The following is a 16,629-nucleotide window of genomic DNA, read 5'->3' on the forward strand; positions in this document are numbered from 1 at the left end:
GGTCGTCCTTACGATTTGTAACTATAGCAAATCGGTCCGCTCGCACGCTGCGGCGGCCCGTCACAAGGGCGCCTACGGGGCTCGGGGCAGCGTCACATCGCGCCGACCAACCGGTATCCGACGCCCGTTTCAGTAACGATGTATTCGGGCTGCGCCGGATCGCGCTCCAGCTTGCCGCGCAGATGCGCCATATAGATGCGCAGATAGTGATGGCTTTCGACATGCGACGGCCCCCATACGTCGCGCAGCAGTTGCCGATGCGTCAGCACGCGCCCGGCGTGGCGCACCAGCGTCGCGAGCAGACGGTATTCGATCGGGGTCAGATGGACCGGCGCGCCGTCGCGGCTCACCTGACGCAAAGCCAGATCGACGGTGACCGAGCCGAAACGCACCTGCGGCGATTCGTTGGCGCCGCCGTGGTTGCGCCGCCGCATATGCGCGCGAATCCGGGCGAGCAGTTCGGAGACGCCGAACGGTTTGGTGAGGTAATCGTCCGCGCCGGCGTCGAGCGCGGCGACTTTCTCGATTTCCTGGGTGCGCGCCGACAGCACGATCACCGGCAATTCGCTCCAGCCGCGTAGTTCTCGGATCACGTCCAGACCGTCGGTGTCGGGCAAGCCGAGATCGACGATCACCAGATCGGGCTTGCGCGTCGCGGCTTCCACCAGGCCCTGCTTGCCGGTCTCGGCGTCGTGCACCACGATGCCCTCGCCTTCCAGCGCCGTTCGCACGAAGCGGCGGATCTGCTTTTCGTCTTCGATCAGGACAACGGTGATGCCGGGGTCACTCATGGGTAGGCTTGGAGAGCGGGTTGTGGGGTGAATTGAACTCGAGCGGCGCCGCGGCGGCCTGCTCCGGTGCCGGTGCCGAATCATCTGGCAACGCGCCGATGTCCTCGTCTTCCAGCGAATCAGGCGCAGCGGGCGGCGTTTCCACCGGCAGCGTGAACCAGAAGCGCGCGCCTTCGACTTGACCGTCCGCCTTCATCCGGTTGAGCGCGCCGATTGTACCGCCGTGCGCTTCGACGATTGCACGGCAGATCGCGAGGCCGAGCCCGATGCCCGGCTTGGCCGACTCTTTCTCGCCACGCGTGAATTTCTCGAACACGCGCGCCTCCATGCCGGCGGGCAGCCCCGGTCCGGTATCGTCGATGGTGACGCGCACCAACTGCTTGCCGCCTTCCTCGATCACTTGCGCGCCGATCGTCAAAAGCGTATCCGCCGGCGTGTACTTGGCGGCGTTCTCGAACAGGTTCGAGAAGAGCCGCTCCATCAGCACGGCATCGAGGTGCAGCAGCGGCAAGTCCGCGGGCAGCTTCACCTGCACCGGATGATTCGCCAGCACGCGCTTGCAGGCACGCAACGCAGCGCCGACTGTTTCTTCGAGCAGCGTCCATTGCCGGTTCAATTGCAAGCTGCCCGCCTGCAAGCGCGCCATGTCGAGCAGATTGGTGACGATGCCGGTCATGCGCAGCGCCTCTTCATGAATCGCTTCCACCAGATCGTCACCGGGTTGCGCGCCGGGGTGTCCTTCACGCGACTGCGCGAGCATCGACGAAAAACCGACGATCGTCGTCAGCGGTGTGCGCAAGTCGTGCGAGATCGCCGACAGCAACGAATTGCGCAGGCGCTCCGACTCCATATTGACCAGCGCATCGCGCGCGATTTCGACGTAATGCACGCGCTCCAACGCCAGCGCGATCTGCGCGGCGAACGCATCGAGCATCCGTTGCTGTTCGGGTACGTTGAGTTCGCGTTCGTCGCGCATCACGACCGCGAGCACGCCCCGCGTGCGCATCGGTGCCTTGAGCGGCAGATAGAGCGCGGCGGCCGCGGGCAGCGTATCGGTGCCATGCCCAGCCGGTTTCTGCTGATCGTAGACCCACTGGCCGACGTCGATATCGAGCATCTCGCCGTCGAGCGTGATCGACGCGTCGGGGTCCTCGATCTTCTGCTTCACCTGGTCGACGCTGTCCGGCAACAGGATCGCGACGCGTGCGCCGAACACCTCGCTGACGTGCCGGCTGCCGATGCCGACGATCTGCTCGGTCGCGAGCGCCGCAGCCAGTTCGCGCGCCATCGCGTACATCGCGCCGGTGCGTTGTTCGCGGCGCCGCGCGACGCTCGCCTCGCGACGCAAGCTCGAGGTCAGATGGCTGATCACGAGCGAGGTCAGCAGCATGCCGAGGAAGGTCAACAGATATTGCGTATCGGACACCGACAGCGACATGCGCGGCGGCACGAAGAAGAAATCGAACGCGGCGACGCTCAGGAACGACAGCACGACACCCGGTCCGCGGCCCAGTTTCACGGCCGTGAAGATCACGCCGAGCAGATACAGCATGACGAGGTTCGTCAGGTCGATATGATCGATCAGCTGGCTTGACAGCAGCGTGATAGCCGCGCAAATCGCCAGCGCAAAGCTGTAGGCGCGCGGCGGCGAGCGGCGCTCGCGCGCCGCGCTCAATGCCTCGCGCCAGGCATTCGCAGTGGTGTTCAGCAACGTGCGATGCTCGCCGCCATCGCGTTCCGACGACGCGCGGATCAACGTGAGATCGAGGTCGCCCGCGCATTCGGCGATGCGCTCGCCGAGCGGCCGGCGCAGCCGGCGCATCGCGCCCGTGCGCGACGACGCACCCGCGACCAGCTTCGACACGTTGCGCGCCTGCGCATAGCCGATCAAGGCGGCGACCGCATCGCTGCCGGCGAGCGTCGCCGTTTCCGCGCCGAGTTCGGCGGCGAGCTTCAACGCGTTCAGCGTACGTTCGCGGCGCGCGTCGGGCAAACGCTGCAGCGCGGGTGTTTCGACATACACAGCGATCCAGTCGGCTCGCAAACTTGCGGCGAGACGCGCCGCGGCCCGCACCAGCGTCGGCGCTTCCGGGCCGGGACCGACACACACCAGCAAGCGCTCACGCGCCTGCCAGATACGCTGGATCGACCGGTCCGCGCGATACTCGCGCATCTGCGCGTCGACACGATCCGCGGTACGGCGCAATGCGAGTTCACGCAGCGCAATCAGATTGCCCTTGCGAAAGAAGTTGCGCACCGCGCGCTCGGCCTGCTGCGCCATATACACCTTGCCGTCGCGCATCCGGTCGAGCAGTTCCTCGGCGGGCAAGTCGACCAGCGTCACTTCGTCGGCGCGATCGAACACGCGGTCCGGCACCGTCTCCCAGACGCGAATGCCGGTGATCTGCCCGACCACGTCGTTCAGGCTTTCGAGGTGCTGGACATTGACCGTCGTGTAGACGTCGATGCCCGCGTCGAGCAGTTCGTAGACGTCCTGCCAGCGCTTCAGATGCCGTGCGCCCTGCACGTTCGAATGCGCGAGTTCGTCGACCAGAATCAGTTGCGGCTTGCGGGCGAGCGCGGCGTCCAGATCGAATTCGCCGAGCTTGCGGCCGCGATACTCGATCTGCATGAGCGGCAGCACGTCGAGGCCGTCGAGCAGCGCGGCAGTTTCGTCGCGGCCATGCGTCTCCGCAATGCCGACGACCACGTCCGCGCCCTCGTCGAAACGGCGCCGCGCGGCCAGCAACATCGCATAGGTCTTGCCGACCCCGGCCGACGCGCCGAAAAAAATCTTCAGCTTGCCCCGCTGACGTTTCTCTTCGTCGCGTTGCAGTTTGTCGAGCAATTCGTCAGGATCGGGGCGGTTCATGCTCAATGGTTTTCATAGTAAGGCGAGCGCTGGTGCGTACATGGTGGCACGGTGGCGGCCGGGCCGCAAACGGCGTGCCGATGCGATGGCGGCCATCGCATCGGCGAGCGCCACATCGGCGCCGCGACAAATGGCAAAGGCGGCGTCACGCGGACGCCGCCTTTGCGAACAGCAGCGTTCAACCTTGTTTCTTCATCTGATCCAGCGCCAGGTTCAGTTGCAGCACATTCACGCGCGCCTCGCCCAGAATGCCGAACTGGCGGCCGCTCGTATAACGCTCGACCAGCGCCTGCACGTCGTTCGGCGCAAGCTTGCGCACTTTCGCCACGCGCTCGATCTGATACGCAGCGGCCGCCGGGCTGATCTCCGGATCGAGACCGCTGCCTGAGGACGTCACCAGATCGACCGGCACCGGCTTCGACATATCCGTGCCGGCGGCCTTCAACGCGTCGATGCGGCCTTTGACTTCATCGGTCAGCGCCGGGTTGGTCGGCCCGAGGTTCGAGCCGCCCGAGTTGGTCGCGTTGTACGGCATCGGGCTGGTCGCGGACAAACGTCCCCAGAAGTACTGCGGCGCGTCGAACTGCTGGCCGATCAGCTTCGAGCCGACCACCTTGCCGTCCTGCTCGAGCAAGCTGCCGTTGGCCTGATCGTGGAAGGCCGCCTGGCCGACAGCGGTCATCACGGCGGGGTAGGCAAGTCCGGTCACGGCGGCCAGCACCGCGAAGATCACGATCAACGGACGGAACAGATTTTTCATGATTGGCGATTCCTTTTAATGGCTTTGCGACACGCGCTTCTCAAACCCAGCCGAACGCGGCCAGCACCATATCGATCAGCTTGATGCCGATGAACGGCACGATGATCCCGCCCAGACCGTAGATCAGCAGATTGCGGCGCAGCAGGATCGCGGCGCCGAGCGCGCGATAACGCACGCCTTTGAGCGCCAGCGGAATCAGCAGCACGATGATCAGCGCATTGAAGATCACCGCCGACATGATCGCGGAAGCCGGCGTCGCCAGATGCATCACGTTCAGCGCGTTCAGTGCCGGATAGGTCGTCGCGAACGCAGCCGGAATGATCGCGAAGTACTTGGCGACGTCGTTGGCGATCGAGAAGGTCGTGAGCGAGCCGCGCGTCATCAGCATCTGCTTGCCGATCTCGACGATCTCGATCAGCTTGGTCGGATTCGAATCGAGGTCGACCATGTTGCCGGCTTCCTTTGCCGCCTGCGTGCCGGTGTTCATCGCCACCGCGACGTCGGCCTGCGCGAGCGCCGGGGCGTCGTTGGTGCCGTCGCCGGTCATCGCGACCAGCCGCCCTTCGGCCTGGTGCGCGCGGATCGTCGAGAGCTTGGCTTCCGGCGTGGCTTCGGCGAGGAAATCGTCGACCCCCGCTTCCGCAGCAATCGCCGCCGCCGTCAGACGGTTGTCGCCGGTCACCATGATGGTTTTGATACCCATCTTGCGCAATTCGGCGAAGCGTTCCTTGATACCGCCCTTGACCACGTCCTTCAGTTCGATCACGCCGAGCACGCGCGCGCCCTGCTCGTCTTTTTCGGCGACCACCAGCGGCGTGCTGCCGCGACGGGCGACTTCAGTAACCGCATTGCTGACTTCCGTCGGGAAGCGGCCGCCATGGGCTTCGACGTAATTCTTCACTGCATCGGCTGCGCCCTTGCGAATCTCGCGTCCAGGCGCCCCGGAGGAAGTCCCCTTGGGCGACAGATCGACGCCGCTCATCCGCGTTTGTGCGGTGAAGCCGAGGAATACTGCGTGCAGCGACGCCATGTCGCGCTGGCGGATATTGAAGCGTTGTTTAGCCAGCACGACGATGCTGCGGCCTTCCGGCGTTTCGTCGGCGAGCGACGAAAGCTGCGCGGCATCGGCAAGCGCTTCTTCGGTCAGACCGGGCGCCGGCACGAACTGCGATGCCTGGCGGTTGCCGAGCGTGATCGTGCCGGTCTTGTCGAGCAACAGCACGTCGACGTCGCCGGCCGCTTCCACGGCGCGGCCCGACGTGGCGATCACGTTGGCCTGCATCATCCGGCTCATGCCCGCCACGCCGATCGCCGACAGGAGCCCGCCGATGGTGGTCGGAATCAGACACACCAGCAGCGCGACCAGCGCGGTAATCGTGACCACATGTCCGGCTTTCGCGGCTTCGACCGAAAACATCGAGAACGGCAGCAGCGTGGCGGTCGCCAGCAGCATCACGATCGTCAACGCGACCAGCAGAATCGTCAGCGCGATTTCGTTCGGCGTTTTCTGACGCTTCGCGCCCTCGACCATCGCGATCATGCGGTCGAGGAATGCCTCGCCCGGATTCGCTGTCACACGCACGACGATCCAGTCCGACAGCACCCGCGTGCCGCCCGTCACCGACGAAAAATCGCCGCCCGACTCGCGGATCACCGGCGCGGACTCGCCCGTGATCGCCGATTCGTCGACCGACGCGACACCGTCGATCACTTCGCCGTCGGCCGGAATCACGTCGCCGGTTTCGACCAGTACGACGTCGCCTTTGCGCAGATCGGACGCCGTCATAATGCGGATCGGCGACTTCGGATGCGGCTCGTTGAGCTTCTTGGCCATCACGTCTTTCTTCGCGCTGCGCAGCGACGCCGCCTGAGCCTTCGAACGGCCTTCGGCAAGCGCTTCCGCGAAGTTCGCGAACAACACCGTGAACCACAGCCACAAGGTGACCGCGAGAATGAAGCCCGCGGGCGCCTCCGCCTCGCCGCCGAGCGCGGCGATCCAGAGAATGGTCGTCAGAATGCTGCCGACGTACACGCAGAACATCACCGGATTACGGAACTGCGTGCGCGGCGTGAGCTTTTTGAAGGAGTCCACGATCGCCGGGCGCAGCAGCGCCGGGTCGAACATGGACCTGGTTGCATTATGTTCAGTCATTGAATCCTCGAATTTCCCGTTATCGCGTGCCTTGAGCCTGTTTGCTCGCTGGTTCGCAAGGGCCGCCTCAATGGGCGCCCATCATCATCAGATGTTCGACACCAGGACCGAGCGCGAGCGCGGGCACATAAGTCAGCGCGCCGACCAGCAGCACCGTGCCGAGCAACAACACGACGAACAGCGGGCCATGAGTCGGCAGCGTGCCGCCGGTCACGCCGATGCGTTTCTTCGCGGCGAGGGAACCGGCGATCGCCAGCACCGGGATGATCGTGCCGAAGCGGCCGAACCACATCGCGATAGCCGTGAGCCAGTTGTAGAACGGTGTGCTCACAGTCAGACCGGCGAAGGCGCTGCCGTTGTTGTTCGCGGCCGAACTGAACGCGTAGAGAATTTCGGAGAAACCGTGTGCCCCCGGGTTGGCAATACCCGCCTTGCCCGCCTCGGTCAGCACCGCGATCGAGGTGCCGACCAGCACCAGCAGCGGCGTGAGCAGCACGACGATCGACACCATCTTCATCTCGTACGCTTCGATCTTCTTGCCGACGTATTCAGGCGTGCGGCCGATCATCAGGCCCGCCACGAACACGGCCAGCAACGCGAACACGAGCATCCCGTACATACCGGAACCCACGCCGCCGAAGATCACTTCGCCGAGCTGCATCAGCAGCATCGGATAGAGGCCGCCGATCGGCGTGAGCGAGTCGTGCGTGTTGGTCACCGCGCCGCACGAAGCCGCCGTGGTCGCCACCGTGAAGATGCCCGACTGCGCGATACCGAAGCGCGTTTCCTTGCCTTCCGCATTACCGCCCGACTGCAACGCATTCGCCGATTGGTCGACGTGCAACGCGGCGAACGCCGGGTTGCCCGCCTGTTCCGCGCCGATCTCGCCGAACACGCACACGCCGAACGCGATCGTCATCGCCGCGAGCACGGCCACGCCCTGCTTGCGGTCCGCGATCATCCGGCCGAACACGAGGGCCAGGGCGGCGGGAATGAGCAGGATCGAGAAGATCTGCAGGAAGTTCGAGAACGGCGTCGGGTTTTCGTACGGATGCGCCGAGTTGCCGTTAAAGAAACCGCCGCCGTTGGTGCCGAGCATCTTGATCGCTTCCTGTGAGGCGACCGGGCCCATCGCGATGGTCTGCGTCTTCACCGGCGTATCGACCGTCACCGGATTGCCCTTGGCGTCCTTCATCGGATTGCCTTGGGCATCGAGCTTCGGTGCGGCGTACGTCGTGGTTTGCAGCGTCGGTACGTCCTGATACGACTTGAAGTTCTGGATCACACCCTGGCTCATCAGCAACGCAGCGATGATCGCCGCCATCGGCAGCAACACATAGAGCGTCACACGCGTGAGATCGACCCAGAAGTTGCCGATGGTTTGCGCGGTGTGACGCGCGAAGCCGCGAATCAGCGCGATCACGACCACGATCCCGGTAGCTGCGGAGAAGAAGTTCTGGACGGTGAAGCCGAGCATCTGCGTCAGATAGCCGACAGTCTGTTCAGGCGTGTAATCCTGCCAGTTCGTATTGGTCACGAAACTGACCGCCGTATTGAACGCGCCGTCGACCGTCATCGGGCCGAACTGCTGCGGATTGCCCGGCAGCCAGCCTTGCACGCGCAACAGCACGTAAAGGAACAGCGTGCCGAGCGCGTTGAACGCGATCGTGGCGATGGCGTAGTGCTTCCAGCCCATTTCCGTCGACGGATCGACGCCCGCGATGCGATACAACAGCCGCTCGATCGGACCGCCGAAACGGACCACGCGCGAACTGCCGTCCATCACGCCGCTCAGGTAGCGGGACATCGGCACCGCGGCAGCCAGCAGCACGACGATGAAAAGCCCCGCTTGCAGGACATTGTTCGAGTTCATTCAATGTCCTCCGCGCGCAGCAGCGCATAAACGAGGTAAGCGAACAGCAGCGCGGTGGCCGCGCCTGATAACCAGAGGATCCAGTTCACGAGCGCGCTCCATGGCCACGGCGGAACTGCATCAGCTTCTCGCAGCCGGCGATCAATGCAAAGGTCAGCGCGAAAAACAACACCAGCCCCCCGACATACAGCACATCCATCTTTGTTCTCCATACACGGACTTTGGATAGATCGAACGTTATGCCGAACCGCGTAAAGGCCTGGTCAAAGATGTCGGGGCGCGCGTAAAAATCGCGTAAACGGAAAAGGCCGTTCCACCGTGAAGCGGAACGGCCTTATGCCGGTGTGCGTTGGGATAGCGGGTTTTGACGCAAGTCTCGCGGCCCGCTGCCGCACGCGTAAAAGCAGCGCGGTTTTTTATATCGGCGGCGCTACCGCGCTTAAGTCATGACGCTTACGGCAGCAGAATCGTCGACCCTGTCGTGCGGCGGCCTTCGAGAGCGGCGTGCGCCTGGCCGACATCCGCAAGCGCATAGCGCTGATTGATGCTCGTCTTCACCTTGCCCGACACCAATACGTCGAACAGTTCGGCAGCCATCGCATCGTAATCGTGGCGCTTGCCGATATAGGTGAAGAGCGTCGGGCGCGTGAAGAACAGCGAACCGCGCCCGGCGAATTCCGACGAATCGATCGGCGGCAACGGCCCCGATGCATTGCCGAAGCTCACGAACATGCCAAGCGGCGCGAGGCAATCGAGCGACGCCGTAAACGTGTCTTTACCGATCGAGTCGTAGACCACCGGCACGCCCGCGCCGTTGGTGATCTCGCGCACGCGTTTGGTGAAGTTCTCACGCGTGTAGACGATCGCGTGGTCGCAGCCGTGCGCCCTGGCTATCTCGGCCTTTTCATCGGAACCGACCGTGCCGATCACCGTCGCGCCGAGCGCCTTCGCCCACTGGCAAACCAGCAAGCCGACGCCGCCCGCCGCGGCCTGGATCAGAATCGTGTCGCCGGCCTTCACCGGATACGTGCGGCGCAGCAGGTATTGCGCGGTCAGCCCTTGCAGCATGACGGATGCCGCCTGCTCGTCGCTCAGCGCGTCCGGCACCTTGACGACCTGCGCCGCCGGCAGCACGCGCTCCTGCGTATACGCCCCAGGCGGACGCGCGACGTACGCAACACGATCGCCTGCTTTGAGACCGGTCACGCCCGGCCCGAGCGCCGTCACCACACCGGCCGCTTCCATGCCGAGGCCGCCCGGCAAAGGCAGCGGATACAGGCCCGTGCGGAAATACACGTCGATGTAGTTCAGGCCGACCGCATTCTGCTTGATGCGGATCTCGCCCGCACCCGGCTCCCCCACTTCGACGTCGACCCATTTCATCACCTCCGGGCCGCCGGTTTTATCGAATCGAATCGCTTTGACCATCATGTCTCCCTGCTTATGGTTGAGTTTGATCCTGATCGTGAAGCAAGCGCGCGTTCAAACCTGCTGCGTGAGACGCAAGGTCAGCACGTCGAGAATCATCCGCGCGGTCGAAATATTGGTGGCGCAGGGAATGTTGTGCACGTCGCACGCACGTACGAGTGCGTTGATGTCCGGTTCGTGCGGCTGCGGCGTCATCGGGTCGCGCAGAAAAATCACCATGTCCACGCGCCCTTCGGCAAGTTGCGCGCCGATCTGCAAGTCGCCGCCATGCGGGCCGGACAACATGCGCTCGACCGCCAGGCCGTGCGTGTCGCCGATGCGCGTGCCGGTCGTGCCGGTCGCGACAATCTCGCAGCGCCTGAGCGTATCGACGTATTCGCCGGCCAGTTTGACGATGTCGTCCTTCTTGTGATCGTGCGCGATCAACGCAATGCGGGTGGTCATGACGTAAGACTCCTGAACCGTTGTGATTGTCGTTGTTGTAGTGATGATGACAGCGGGTTAGTCAGAACGTGCCCGGATAAGCGCCGCCGTCGAGCAGCCAGTTCTGGCCGGTGATGTAGCCGGCATGCACGCTGCACAGGAACGCGCAGGCGCGGCCGAATTCGTCGCGATTGCCGAAACGGCCGGCGGGAATCGACTTCATGCGCTGCTTGCGCGCTTCGTCGACGGAGATGTTTTGCGCCGTGGCCTGCGCCGCGACCGTGGTCGCGATGCGGTCGGTATCGAACAGGCCCGGCAGCAGGTTGTTGATCGTCACGCCCGTCGGCGCCACCTTGCGCGCGAGTCCCGCGACAAAGCCGGTCAGCCCCGAGCGCGCGCCGTTCGACAAACCCAGCACGTCGATCGGCGCCTTCACCGCCGAACTCGTGATGTTGACGATGCGCCCATAGCCGCGCGCGCTCATCCCGTCGATGGTCGCGCGGATCAGTTCGATCGGCGTCAGCATGTTGCTCTCGAGCGCGCGGATCCAGTCTTCGTGCGTGAAGTTGCGGAAGTCGCCCGGCGGCGGACCGCCTGCGTTGTTGACCAGAATGTCCGGTTGCGGACAGGCGGCGAGCGCCGCCGCCCGGCCCTCGGGCGTGGTGATGTCGCACGCCACCGCCTTGACCTCGACGCCGCTTAGCTTGCGGATCTCGGCGGCGGTCGCCTCCAGCACCTCGGCGGTGCGCGCGACGATCGTCAGGTTGACGCCTTCGGCGGCGAGCGCTTCCGCGCAGCCGCGCCCCAATCCCTTGCTGGCCGCGCAAACCAGCGCGGTGCGTCCTGCGATTCCCATGTCCATGTGCGTGTCCTTGTGGCGACGTCTTCGCCGCTGGTTGCAAAGTTTCCCCCGATTCTAGAAGAATCGGTGCCGGACTGCGCCAGGTGGTTGCAATCTCCGGTATCTTCCGGCTGCACTCTTTCGGTAAACTTGCAGCCGTAGCGTGCCCGCTGGCCGGATTTCCGCCCGGCGAGAGCCGCCGACCCGATCTCCGATCCCTCTTGCCGCCGCTTGCGCGCCCTCGCCATGACCCAGGACAGCCGTTTTCCCAATCTCTTCATCCTCGATCACCCGCTGATCCAGCACAAGCTGTCGCACATGCGCGACCGGGACACCTCCACCCGCACGTTCCGCGAATTGCTGCGCGAAATCACGCTGCTGATGGGCTACGAAATCACCCGCAACCTGCCGATGACCACGCGCCGCATCACCACGCCGCTGGTCGAGATCGACGCGCCGGTGATCGCCGGCAAGAAACTGGCGATCGTGCCGGTGCTGCGCGCCGGTATCGGCATGTCGGACGGATTGCTGGAACTGGTGCCGTCCGCGCGTGTCGGCCACATTGGCGTGTATCGCGCCGAAGATCATCGCCCGGTCGAATATCTGGTGCGCTTGCCGGACCTGGAAGACCGCGTGTTCATTCTGTGCGATCCGATGGTCGCGACCGGCTATTCGGCCGTGCACGCGGTGGACGTGCTCAAGCGCCGCAACGTGGCCGGCGAGAACATTCTGTTCCTCGCGCTGGTGGCCGCGCCAGAAGGCGTGCAGGTGTTTCAGAACGCCCACCCGGACGTCAAACTGTACGTCGCGTCGCTCGATTCGCATCTGAACGAGCACGCGTACATCGTGCCGGGTCTCGGCGACGCCGGCGATCGCCTGTTCGGTACGAAAAACTGAAAGCGGCTTGAAAAGAGCGCGGGCGGCGTGCGGAAAACGCCGCCGCCGCGCACTTTCCCACGTCTCTGCCCCCTGCCGCACCCCAGCGGCATGATAAAATTCGCATCCGCTCAGAGAGCGGCTCAACTTGCACAACCCTGGCGCATCGCGCCTTGACGCGGGGCTTGCCGGAACCGGTGAGGTATTTTCAACCCGCTGGCCGCACCGCCCCGTCCCAACCGCGCTGCAACTTCGGTCTCGCTAGCCGGGCGTAATGGACAAACCGGGACATAAGCGGGACCCAACTGGGCGGCCGTAGCGGGCATAACCGGGTATCACCGGGCGTTTAAGCAAGCTGAACCGTCTGACATCGAGGCGCGCGTTCGCAAGCGCCTGGAATCGCAACGACAATTGCACTATGCGTGCGCCCCGCTGGCGCGCGCGATGGAGAAAGGTATGGCGGGTCATTCGAAATGGGCCAACATCAAGCATAAGAAAGCAGCGGCCGACGCCAAGCGCGGCAAGGTCTGGACGCGGCTCATCAAGGAAATTCAGGTTGCGGCCCGCATGGGCGGAGGCGATATCGACTCGAATCCGCGTCTGCGGCTCGCCGTCGAAAAGGCTTACGACGCCAACATGCCGAAAGATAACGTCAACCGCGCGATCCAGCGTGGCGTGGGCGGCGTAGACGGCGCAAGCTATGAAGAAATCCGCTACGAAGGCTACGGCATCGGTGGCGCGGCGGTGATCGTGGATACGATGACCGACAACCGCACGCGCACAGTGGCGGAAGTGCGTCACGCGTTCTCGAAGAACGGCGGCAACATGGGCACGGACGGCTCGGTATCGTTCATGTTCGACCACGTCGGCCAGTTCCTGTTCGCACCCGGCACGCCGGAAGACAAGCTGATGGAAGCCGCGCTCGAAGCCGGCGCCGAGGACGTCGTCACGAACGAAGACGGCAGTATCGAAGTGCTGTGCCCGCCGAACGATTTCCCGAAGGTGAAAACCGCGCTCGAAGCCGCGGGCTTCAAGGCGGAACTCGCCGAGGTGACTATGAAACCTCAGACGGAAGTCGAATTCACCGGCGAGGACGCCGTGAAAATGCAGAAGCTGCTCGACGCGCTGGAGAATCTGGACGACGTGCAGGAAGTCTATACAAACGCCGCGATCGCCGACGAATGAGCGTGCCCCGGCGGCGCGGATTCGCATCGAACCGCGCCACGCCGCCGGGTGTCCCTCGCGTTGCTGCTGAGCGGGCGCTTGCTGGTGCCCTTGCGGCACCGCTTCGAGCCGGGTTCGCTACCGGCCCTGCGCCGCCACCTGGCTGCAGGCCCAAAGCGAGCCTCGCTGTTATTCCACGGCTGAGCGCATTGCGTCAGCCGTTTATGGTTTTTAAGTCTCGGGAATTCACATGAAGTTACTCGTCGTCGGTTCCGGCGGTCGCGAACATGCGCTCGCATGGAAGCTCGCGCAATCGCCGCGGGTCCAGCTCGTCTACGTTGCGCCCGGCAACGGCGGCACCGCCCAGGACGAGCGTCTGCGCAATATCGACATCACCGAGCCGGCCGCGCTCGCCGATTTTGTCGAGAAAGAACAGATCGCCTTCACGCTGGTCGGGCCGGAAGGGCCGCTCGCCGCGGGTATCGTCAACCTGTTCCGCTCGCGCGGCCTGAAGATTTTCGGGCCGAGCAGGGAAGCCGCGCAACTCGAAAGCTCGAAGGATTTTGCCAAGGCGTTCATGAAGCGCCACGCGATCCCGACCGCCGAATACGAAACCTTCGCCGACGTCGCCGCCGCGCACGCGTATCTCGACGCCAAGGGTGCGCCGATCGTCATCAAGGCCGACGGCCTGGCCGCAGGCAAGGGCGTGGTGGTCGCGCAAACGCTGCAAGAAGCGCACGCCGCGGTCGACATGATGCTGTCGGACAACAAGCTCGGCGATGCGGGCGCGCGCGTCGTGATCGAGGAATTCCTCGCCGGCGAAGAAGCGAGCTTCATCGTAATGGTGGACGGCAAGCATGTGCTGCCGCTCGCCTCGAGCCAGGACCACAAGCGTCTGCTCGATAGCGACCGGGGTCCGAACACGGGCGGCATGGGCGCTTATTCGCCCGCGCCGATCGTCACGCCGCAACTGCATGCGCGCGTGATGCGCGAAATCATCCTGCCGACCGTGCGCGGCATGGAGAAGGAAGGCATCCGCTTCACCGGCTTCCTGTATGCGGGCCTGATGATCGACGCGCAAGGCAACCCGAAAACGCTCGAATTCAACTGCCGCATGGGCGACCCGGAAACGCAGCCGATCATGGCGCGTTTAAAGGGCGACTTCTCGAAAGTAGTCGAGCAGGCAATCGCCGGCACGCTCGATACGATCGAACTGGAATGGGACCGCCGTACCGCGCTCGGCGTGGTGCTGGCCGCGTACAACTATCCGGACACGCCGCGCAAGGGCGACCGGATCAGCGACATCCCGGCCGAAACCGTGGATTCGGTCACGTTCCACGCCGGCACCACGCTCACCGACGGCAAGCTGACCACTTCGGGCGGCCGCGTGCTGTGTGTGGTCGGTCTGGCTGATTCGGTGCGCAGCGCGCAGTCGGTCGCGTACGAGACGATCAACCAGATCTCGTTCGACGGCATGCAGTATCGCCGCGACATCGGCTACCGTGCGTTGAATCGCAAGCACGACACCAGGACCGAAGGCAAGCACTAAGCCACAACCCCGCTCGCCCGCAGTTGGCGCCATCGGCGCTACACTGCGGGTTTTCAGCGGCTGTTCCGGCGCCCGCGGCGCGATGCGGGCGCCTGGCACGCGAGCAACCGCACCGCCGCGCTTTCTCCGGACGCCCCGAAGAACGCCGGCCGCCCTTCACGAAGAACCCGCGGCGCGACCAGCGTGCCGCCCTCAGCACCTGCACTCATGACCGATTCGAGCTATGACGCACAAGCCGTGCGTAGCTGGCTGCAAGGCTTGCAAACGCATATCGCGGACACGCTCGGCGCGTTCGACGGCACGCCGTTCGCCACCGACACATGGCAACGCGCCCCCGGCGAAAAGCTGCGCGGCGGCGGCTGCACGCGGATCCTCGAAGGCGGCAAGTTCTTCGAGCGCGCCGGCATCGGTTTCTCGGACGTCACCGGCGACGCCTTGCCCGGCTCGGCGAGCGCGGCGCGTCCGCAACTGGCGGGCCGCGGCTTCGAAGCGATGGGTGTGTCGCTCGTGCTGCACCCGCACAATCCGCACTGCCCGACCGTGCATATGAACGTGCGTCTGCTGATCGCGACCAAAGCGGGCGAAGAGCCGGTGTTCTGGTTCGGCGGCGGCATGGATCTGACGCCGTACTACGGTTATGAAGAAGACGCGCAGCATTTTCATCGTGTCTGCCGCGACGCGCTGCAGCCTTATGGCGCGGACCTCTACCCGCGTTTCAAGCGCTGGTGCGACGAGTATTTCTTCCTCAAGCACCGCAACGAACCGCGCGGCATCGGCGGGATTTTCTTCGACGATTTTTCGGCGCCGGGCTTCGATCAATCGTTCGCGATGCTGAAAAGCGTCGGCGATGCATTCCTCAAAGCGTACATGCCGATCATCGAAAAGCGCCGCAACATTCCGTACGGCCAGGCCGAGCGCGATTTCCAGGCGTACCGGCGCGGCCGCTACGTCGAGTTCAATCTGGTCTTCGACCGTGGCACACTGTTCGGGCTGCAGAGCGGCGGACGCACCGAATCGATTCTGATATCGATGCCGCCTGTGGTGAACTGGCGCTACAACTGGCAACCCGAGCCGGGCACGCCGGAAGCGCGCCTTTACAGCGATTTTCTCGTGCCGCGCGAGTGGGTGTGACGGACTCGTGCCCGCACCGCACCTGAATCGTCACGACAAAGGATCTTCACCTGAAGCCGAACGCTCATCCTGTCGCCCTGCCTCACCGGATCGGATTGCTCGGCGGCACTTTCGATCCGATCCACGACGGCCATCTCGCGCTCGCGCGGCGTTTCGCCGACGTGCTGCAACTGACCGAACTGGTGCTGCTGCCGGCCGGCCAGCCGTGGCAGAAATCGGACGTGTCGGCGGCCGTTCACCGGCTGGCGATGACGCGCGCCGCGGCAAGCGCATTGGTGCTGCCGGGCGTCACGGTGCGCGTCGCGACCGACGAAATCGATCGCGACGGCCCGACTTACACGATCGACACGCTGCAACGCTGGCGTGAACGCGAAGGTCCGGCGGCGTCGATTGCGCTGCTGATCGGCGCGGATCAACTGGTGCATCTCGACACATGGCGCGACTGGCGGCGCCTGTTCGACTTCGCGCACATCTGCGCAGCCACGCGTCCCGGTTTCGACCTCGCGTCGATTCCGCCCGTGGTCGCCCGGGAAATCGACGCGCGCCGTGCCCGCGCCGACGTTCTGCAAGCCACGCCTTGCGGCCACTTGCTGATCGATACGACGCTTGCGTTCGACGTCTCGGCCACCGACATTCGCGCGCATCTGCGCGAACAGGTGACCCAACGGCTCGCCCACATGGGCGGCGAACAGCAGGAACAGGCCGCGAGCCATGTCCCCACCGCGGTGCGGGACTATATTCTTCAACATCATCTGTACCACCGGTAACC

Annotated in this window: 16 protein-coding genes; 5 read left to right on the forward strand and 11 right to left on the reverse strand. The window is 64.5% G+C overall.

Going from position 1 to position 16,629, the window contains the following annotated elements; all coding sequences use genetic code 11:
- Positions 1-92: 92 nt before the first annotated feature.
- The 10 genes from kdpE to SB772_RS17020 all read right to left on the reverse strand — a co-directional run bounded on the left by kdpE (position 93) and on the right by SB772_RS17020 (position 11,161).
- A complete protein-coding gene (kdpE, locus tag SB772_RS16975) occupies positions 93-791 on the reverse strand; it encodes a two-component system response regulator KdpE (RefSeq protein WP_410834393.1) in 699 nt (232 codons plus the stop codon).
- On the reverse strand, positions 784-3,663 hold the full coding sequence (locus SB772_RS16980) for a DUF4118 domain-containing protein (RefSeq protein ID WP_410834394.1): 2,880 nt from the start codon (positions 3,661-3,663) through the stop codon (positions 784-786). Before SB772_RS16980 ends, kdpE begins: the two co-directional genes overlap by 8 nt.
- Before the next feature lie 178 nt (positions 3,664-3,841).
- Positions 3,842-4,423: a potassium-transporting ATPase subunit KdpC gene (gene kdpC, locus SB772_RS16985; protein WP_410834395.1), complete on the reverse strand. Its 582-nt coding sequence runs from the start codon at positions 4,421-4,423 to the stop codon at positions 3,842-3,844.
- A gap of 40 nt (positions 4,424-4,463) precedes the next feature.
- A complete protein-coding gene (kdpB, locus tag SB772_RS16990) occupies positions 4,464-6,575 on the reverse strand; it encodes a potassium-transporting ATPase subunit KdpB (RefSeq protein WP_410834396.1) in 2,112 nt (703 codons plus the stop codon).
- 67 nt (positions 6,576-6,642) lie between these two features.
- Positions 6,643-8,448, reverse strand: coding sequence for a potassium-transporting ATPase subunit KdpA (gene kdpA, locus SB772_RS16995; protein ID WP_410834397.1), 1,806 nt, complete (start codon positions 8,446-8,448; stop codon positions 6,643-6,645).
- Positions 8,445-8,537: a K(+)-transporting ATPase subunit F gene (gene kdpF, locus SB772_RS17000; protein ID WP_007583461.1), complete on the reverse strand. Its 93-nt coding sequence runs from the start codon at positions 8,535-8,537 to the stop codon at positions 8,445-8,447. The genes kdpA and kdpF overlap by 4 nt, the downstream gene beginning before the upstream one ends.
- Positions 8,534-8,647: a potassium ABC transporter ATPase gene (locus tag SB772_RS17005; RefSeq protein ID WP_410834398.1), complete on the reverse strand. Its 114-nt coding sequence runs from the start codon at positions 8,645-8,647 to the stop codon at positions 8,534-8,536. The genes kdpF and SB772_RS17005 overlap by 4 nt, the downstream gene beginning before the upstream one ends.
- Before the next feature lie 254 nt (positions 8,648-8,901).
- Positions 8,902-9,876, reverse strand: a complete 975-nt coding sequence (locus tag SB772_RS17010) for a quinone oxidoreductase family protein (RefSeq protein WP_410834583.1) — start codon at positions 9,874-9,876, stop codon at positions 8,902-8,904.
- A gap of 54 nt (positions 9,877-9,930) precedes the next feature.
- On the reverse strand, positions 9,931-10,320 hold the full coding sequence (locus SB772_RS17015; RefSeq protein ID WP_410834399.1) for a methylglyoxal synthase: 390 nt from the start codon (positions 10,318-10,320) through the stop codon (positions 9,931-9,933).
- A gap of 61 nt (positions 10,321-10,381) precedes the next feature.
- Entirely contained in the window at positions 10,382-11,161 is a 780-nt protein-coding gene (locus SB772_RS17020) for an SDR family oxidoreductase (protein ID WP_410834400.1), read from the reverse strand.
- Between the two features lie 225 nt (positions 11,162-11,386).
- On the opposite strand from SB772_RS17020, the gene upp reads away from it, so the two are divergent.
- The 3 genes from upp to purD all read left to right on the forward strand — a co-directional run bounded on the left by upp (position 11,387) and on the right by purD (position 14,729).
- Positions 11,387-12,037: a uracil phosphoribosyltransferase gene (gene upp, locus SB772_RS17025; protein ID WP_410834401.1), complete on the forward strand. Its 651-nt coding sequence runs from the start codon at positions 11,387-11,389 to the stop codon at positions 12,035-12,037.
- A gap of 435 nt (positions 12,038-12,472) precedes the next feature.
- Positions 12,473-13,201 carry a YebC/PmpR family DNA-binding transcriptional regulator gene (locus SB772_RS17030; RefSeq protein WP_410834402.1) on the forward strand — a complete coding sequence of 243 codons (729 nt, stop codon included), beginning with the start codon at positions 12,473-12,475 and terminating at the stop codon, positions 13,199-13,201.
- 229 nt (positions 13,202-13,430) lie between these two features.
- Positions 13,431-14,729, forward strand: coding sequence for a phosphoribosylamine--glycine ligase (gene purD, locus SB772_RS17035; protein ID WP_410834403.1), 1,299 nt, complete (start codon positions 13,431-13,433; stop codon positions 14,727-14,729).
- Positions 14,730-14,782: 53 nt separating this feature from the next.
- Here the strand turns inward: purD and SB772_RS17040 are convergent, their stop codons facing one another.
- Positions 14,783-14,938 carry a hypothetical protein gene (locus SB772_RS17040; protein WP_410834404.1) on the reverse strand — a complete coding sequence of 52 codons (156 nt, stop codon included), beginning with the start codon at positions 14,936-14,938 and terminating at the stop codon, positions 14,783-14,785.
- Here SB772_RS17040 and hemF point away from each other — a divergent pair.
- The gene (hemF, locus tag SB772_RS17045) at positions 14,937-15,860 is read left to right on the forward strand and encodes an oxygen-dependent coproporphyrinogen oxidase (protein ID WP_410834405.1); all 924 of its coding nucleotides are present in this window, start codon (positions 14,937-14,939) and stop codon (positions 15,858-15,860) included. The genes SB772_RS17040 and hemF overlap by 2 nt on opposite strands.
- A gap of 50 nt (positions 15,861-15,910) precedes the next feature.
- Positions 15,911-16,627, forward strand: a complete 717-nt coding sequence (locus SB772_RS17050) for a nicotinate-nucleotide adenylyltransferase (RefSeq protein WP_410834584.1) — start codon at positions 15,911-15,913, stop codon at positions 16,625-16,627.
- Positions 16,628-16,629: the final 2 nt, after the last annotated feature.

It is taken from the genome of Paraburkholderia sp. SIMBA_030, from assembly GCF_046535245.1.
In the GTDB taxonomy this organism is placed as follows: domain Bacteria; phylum Pseudomonadota; class Gammaproteobacteria; order Burkholderiales; family Burkholderiaceae; genus Paraburkholderia.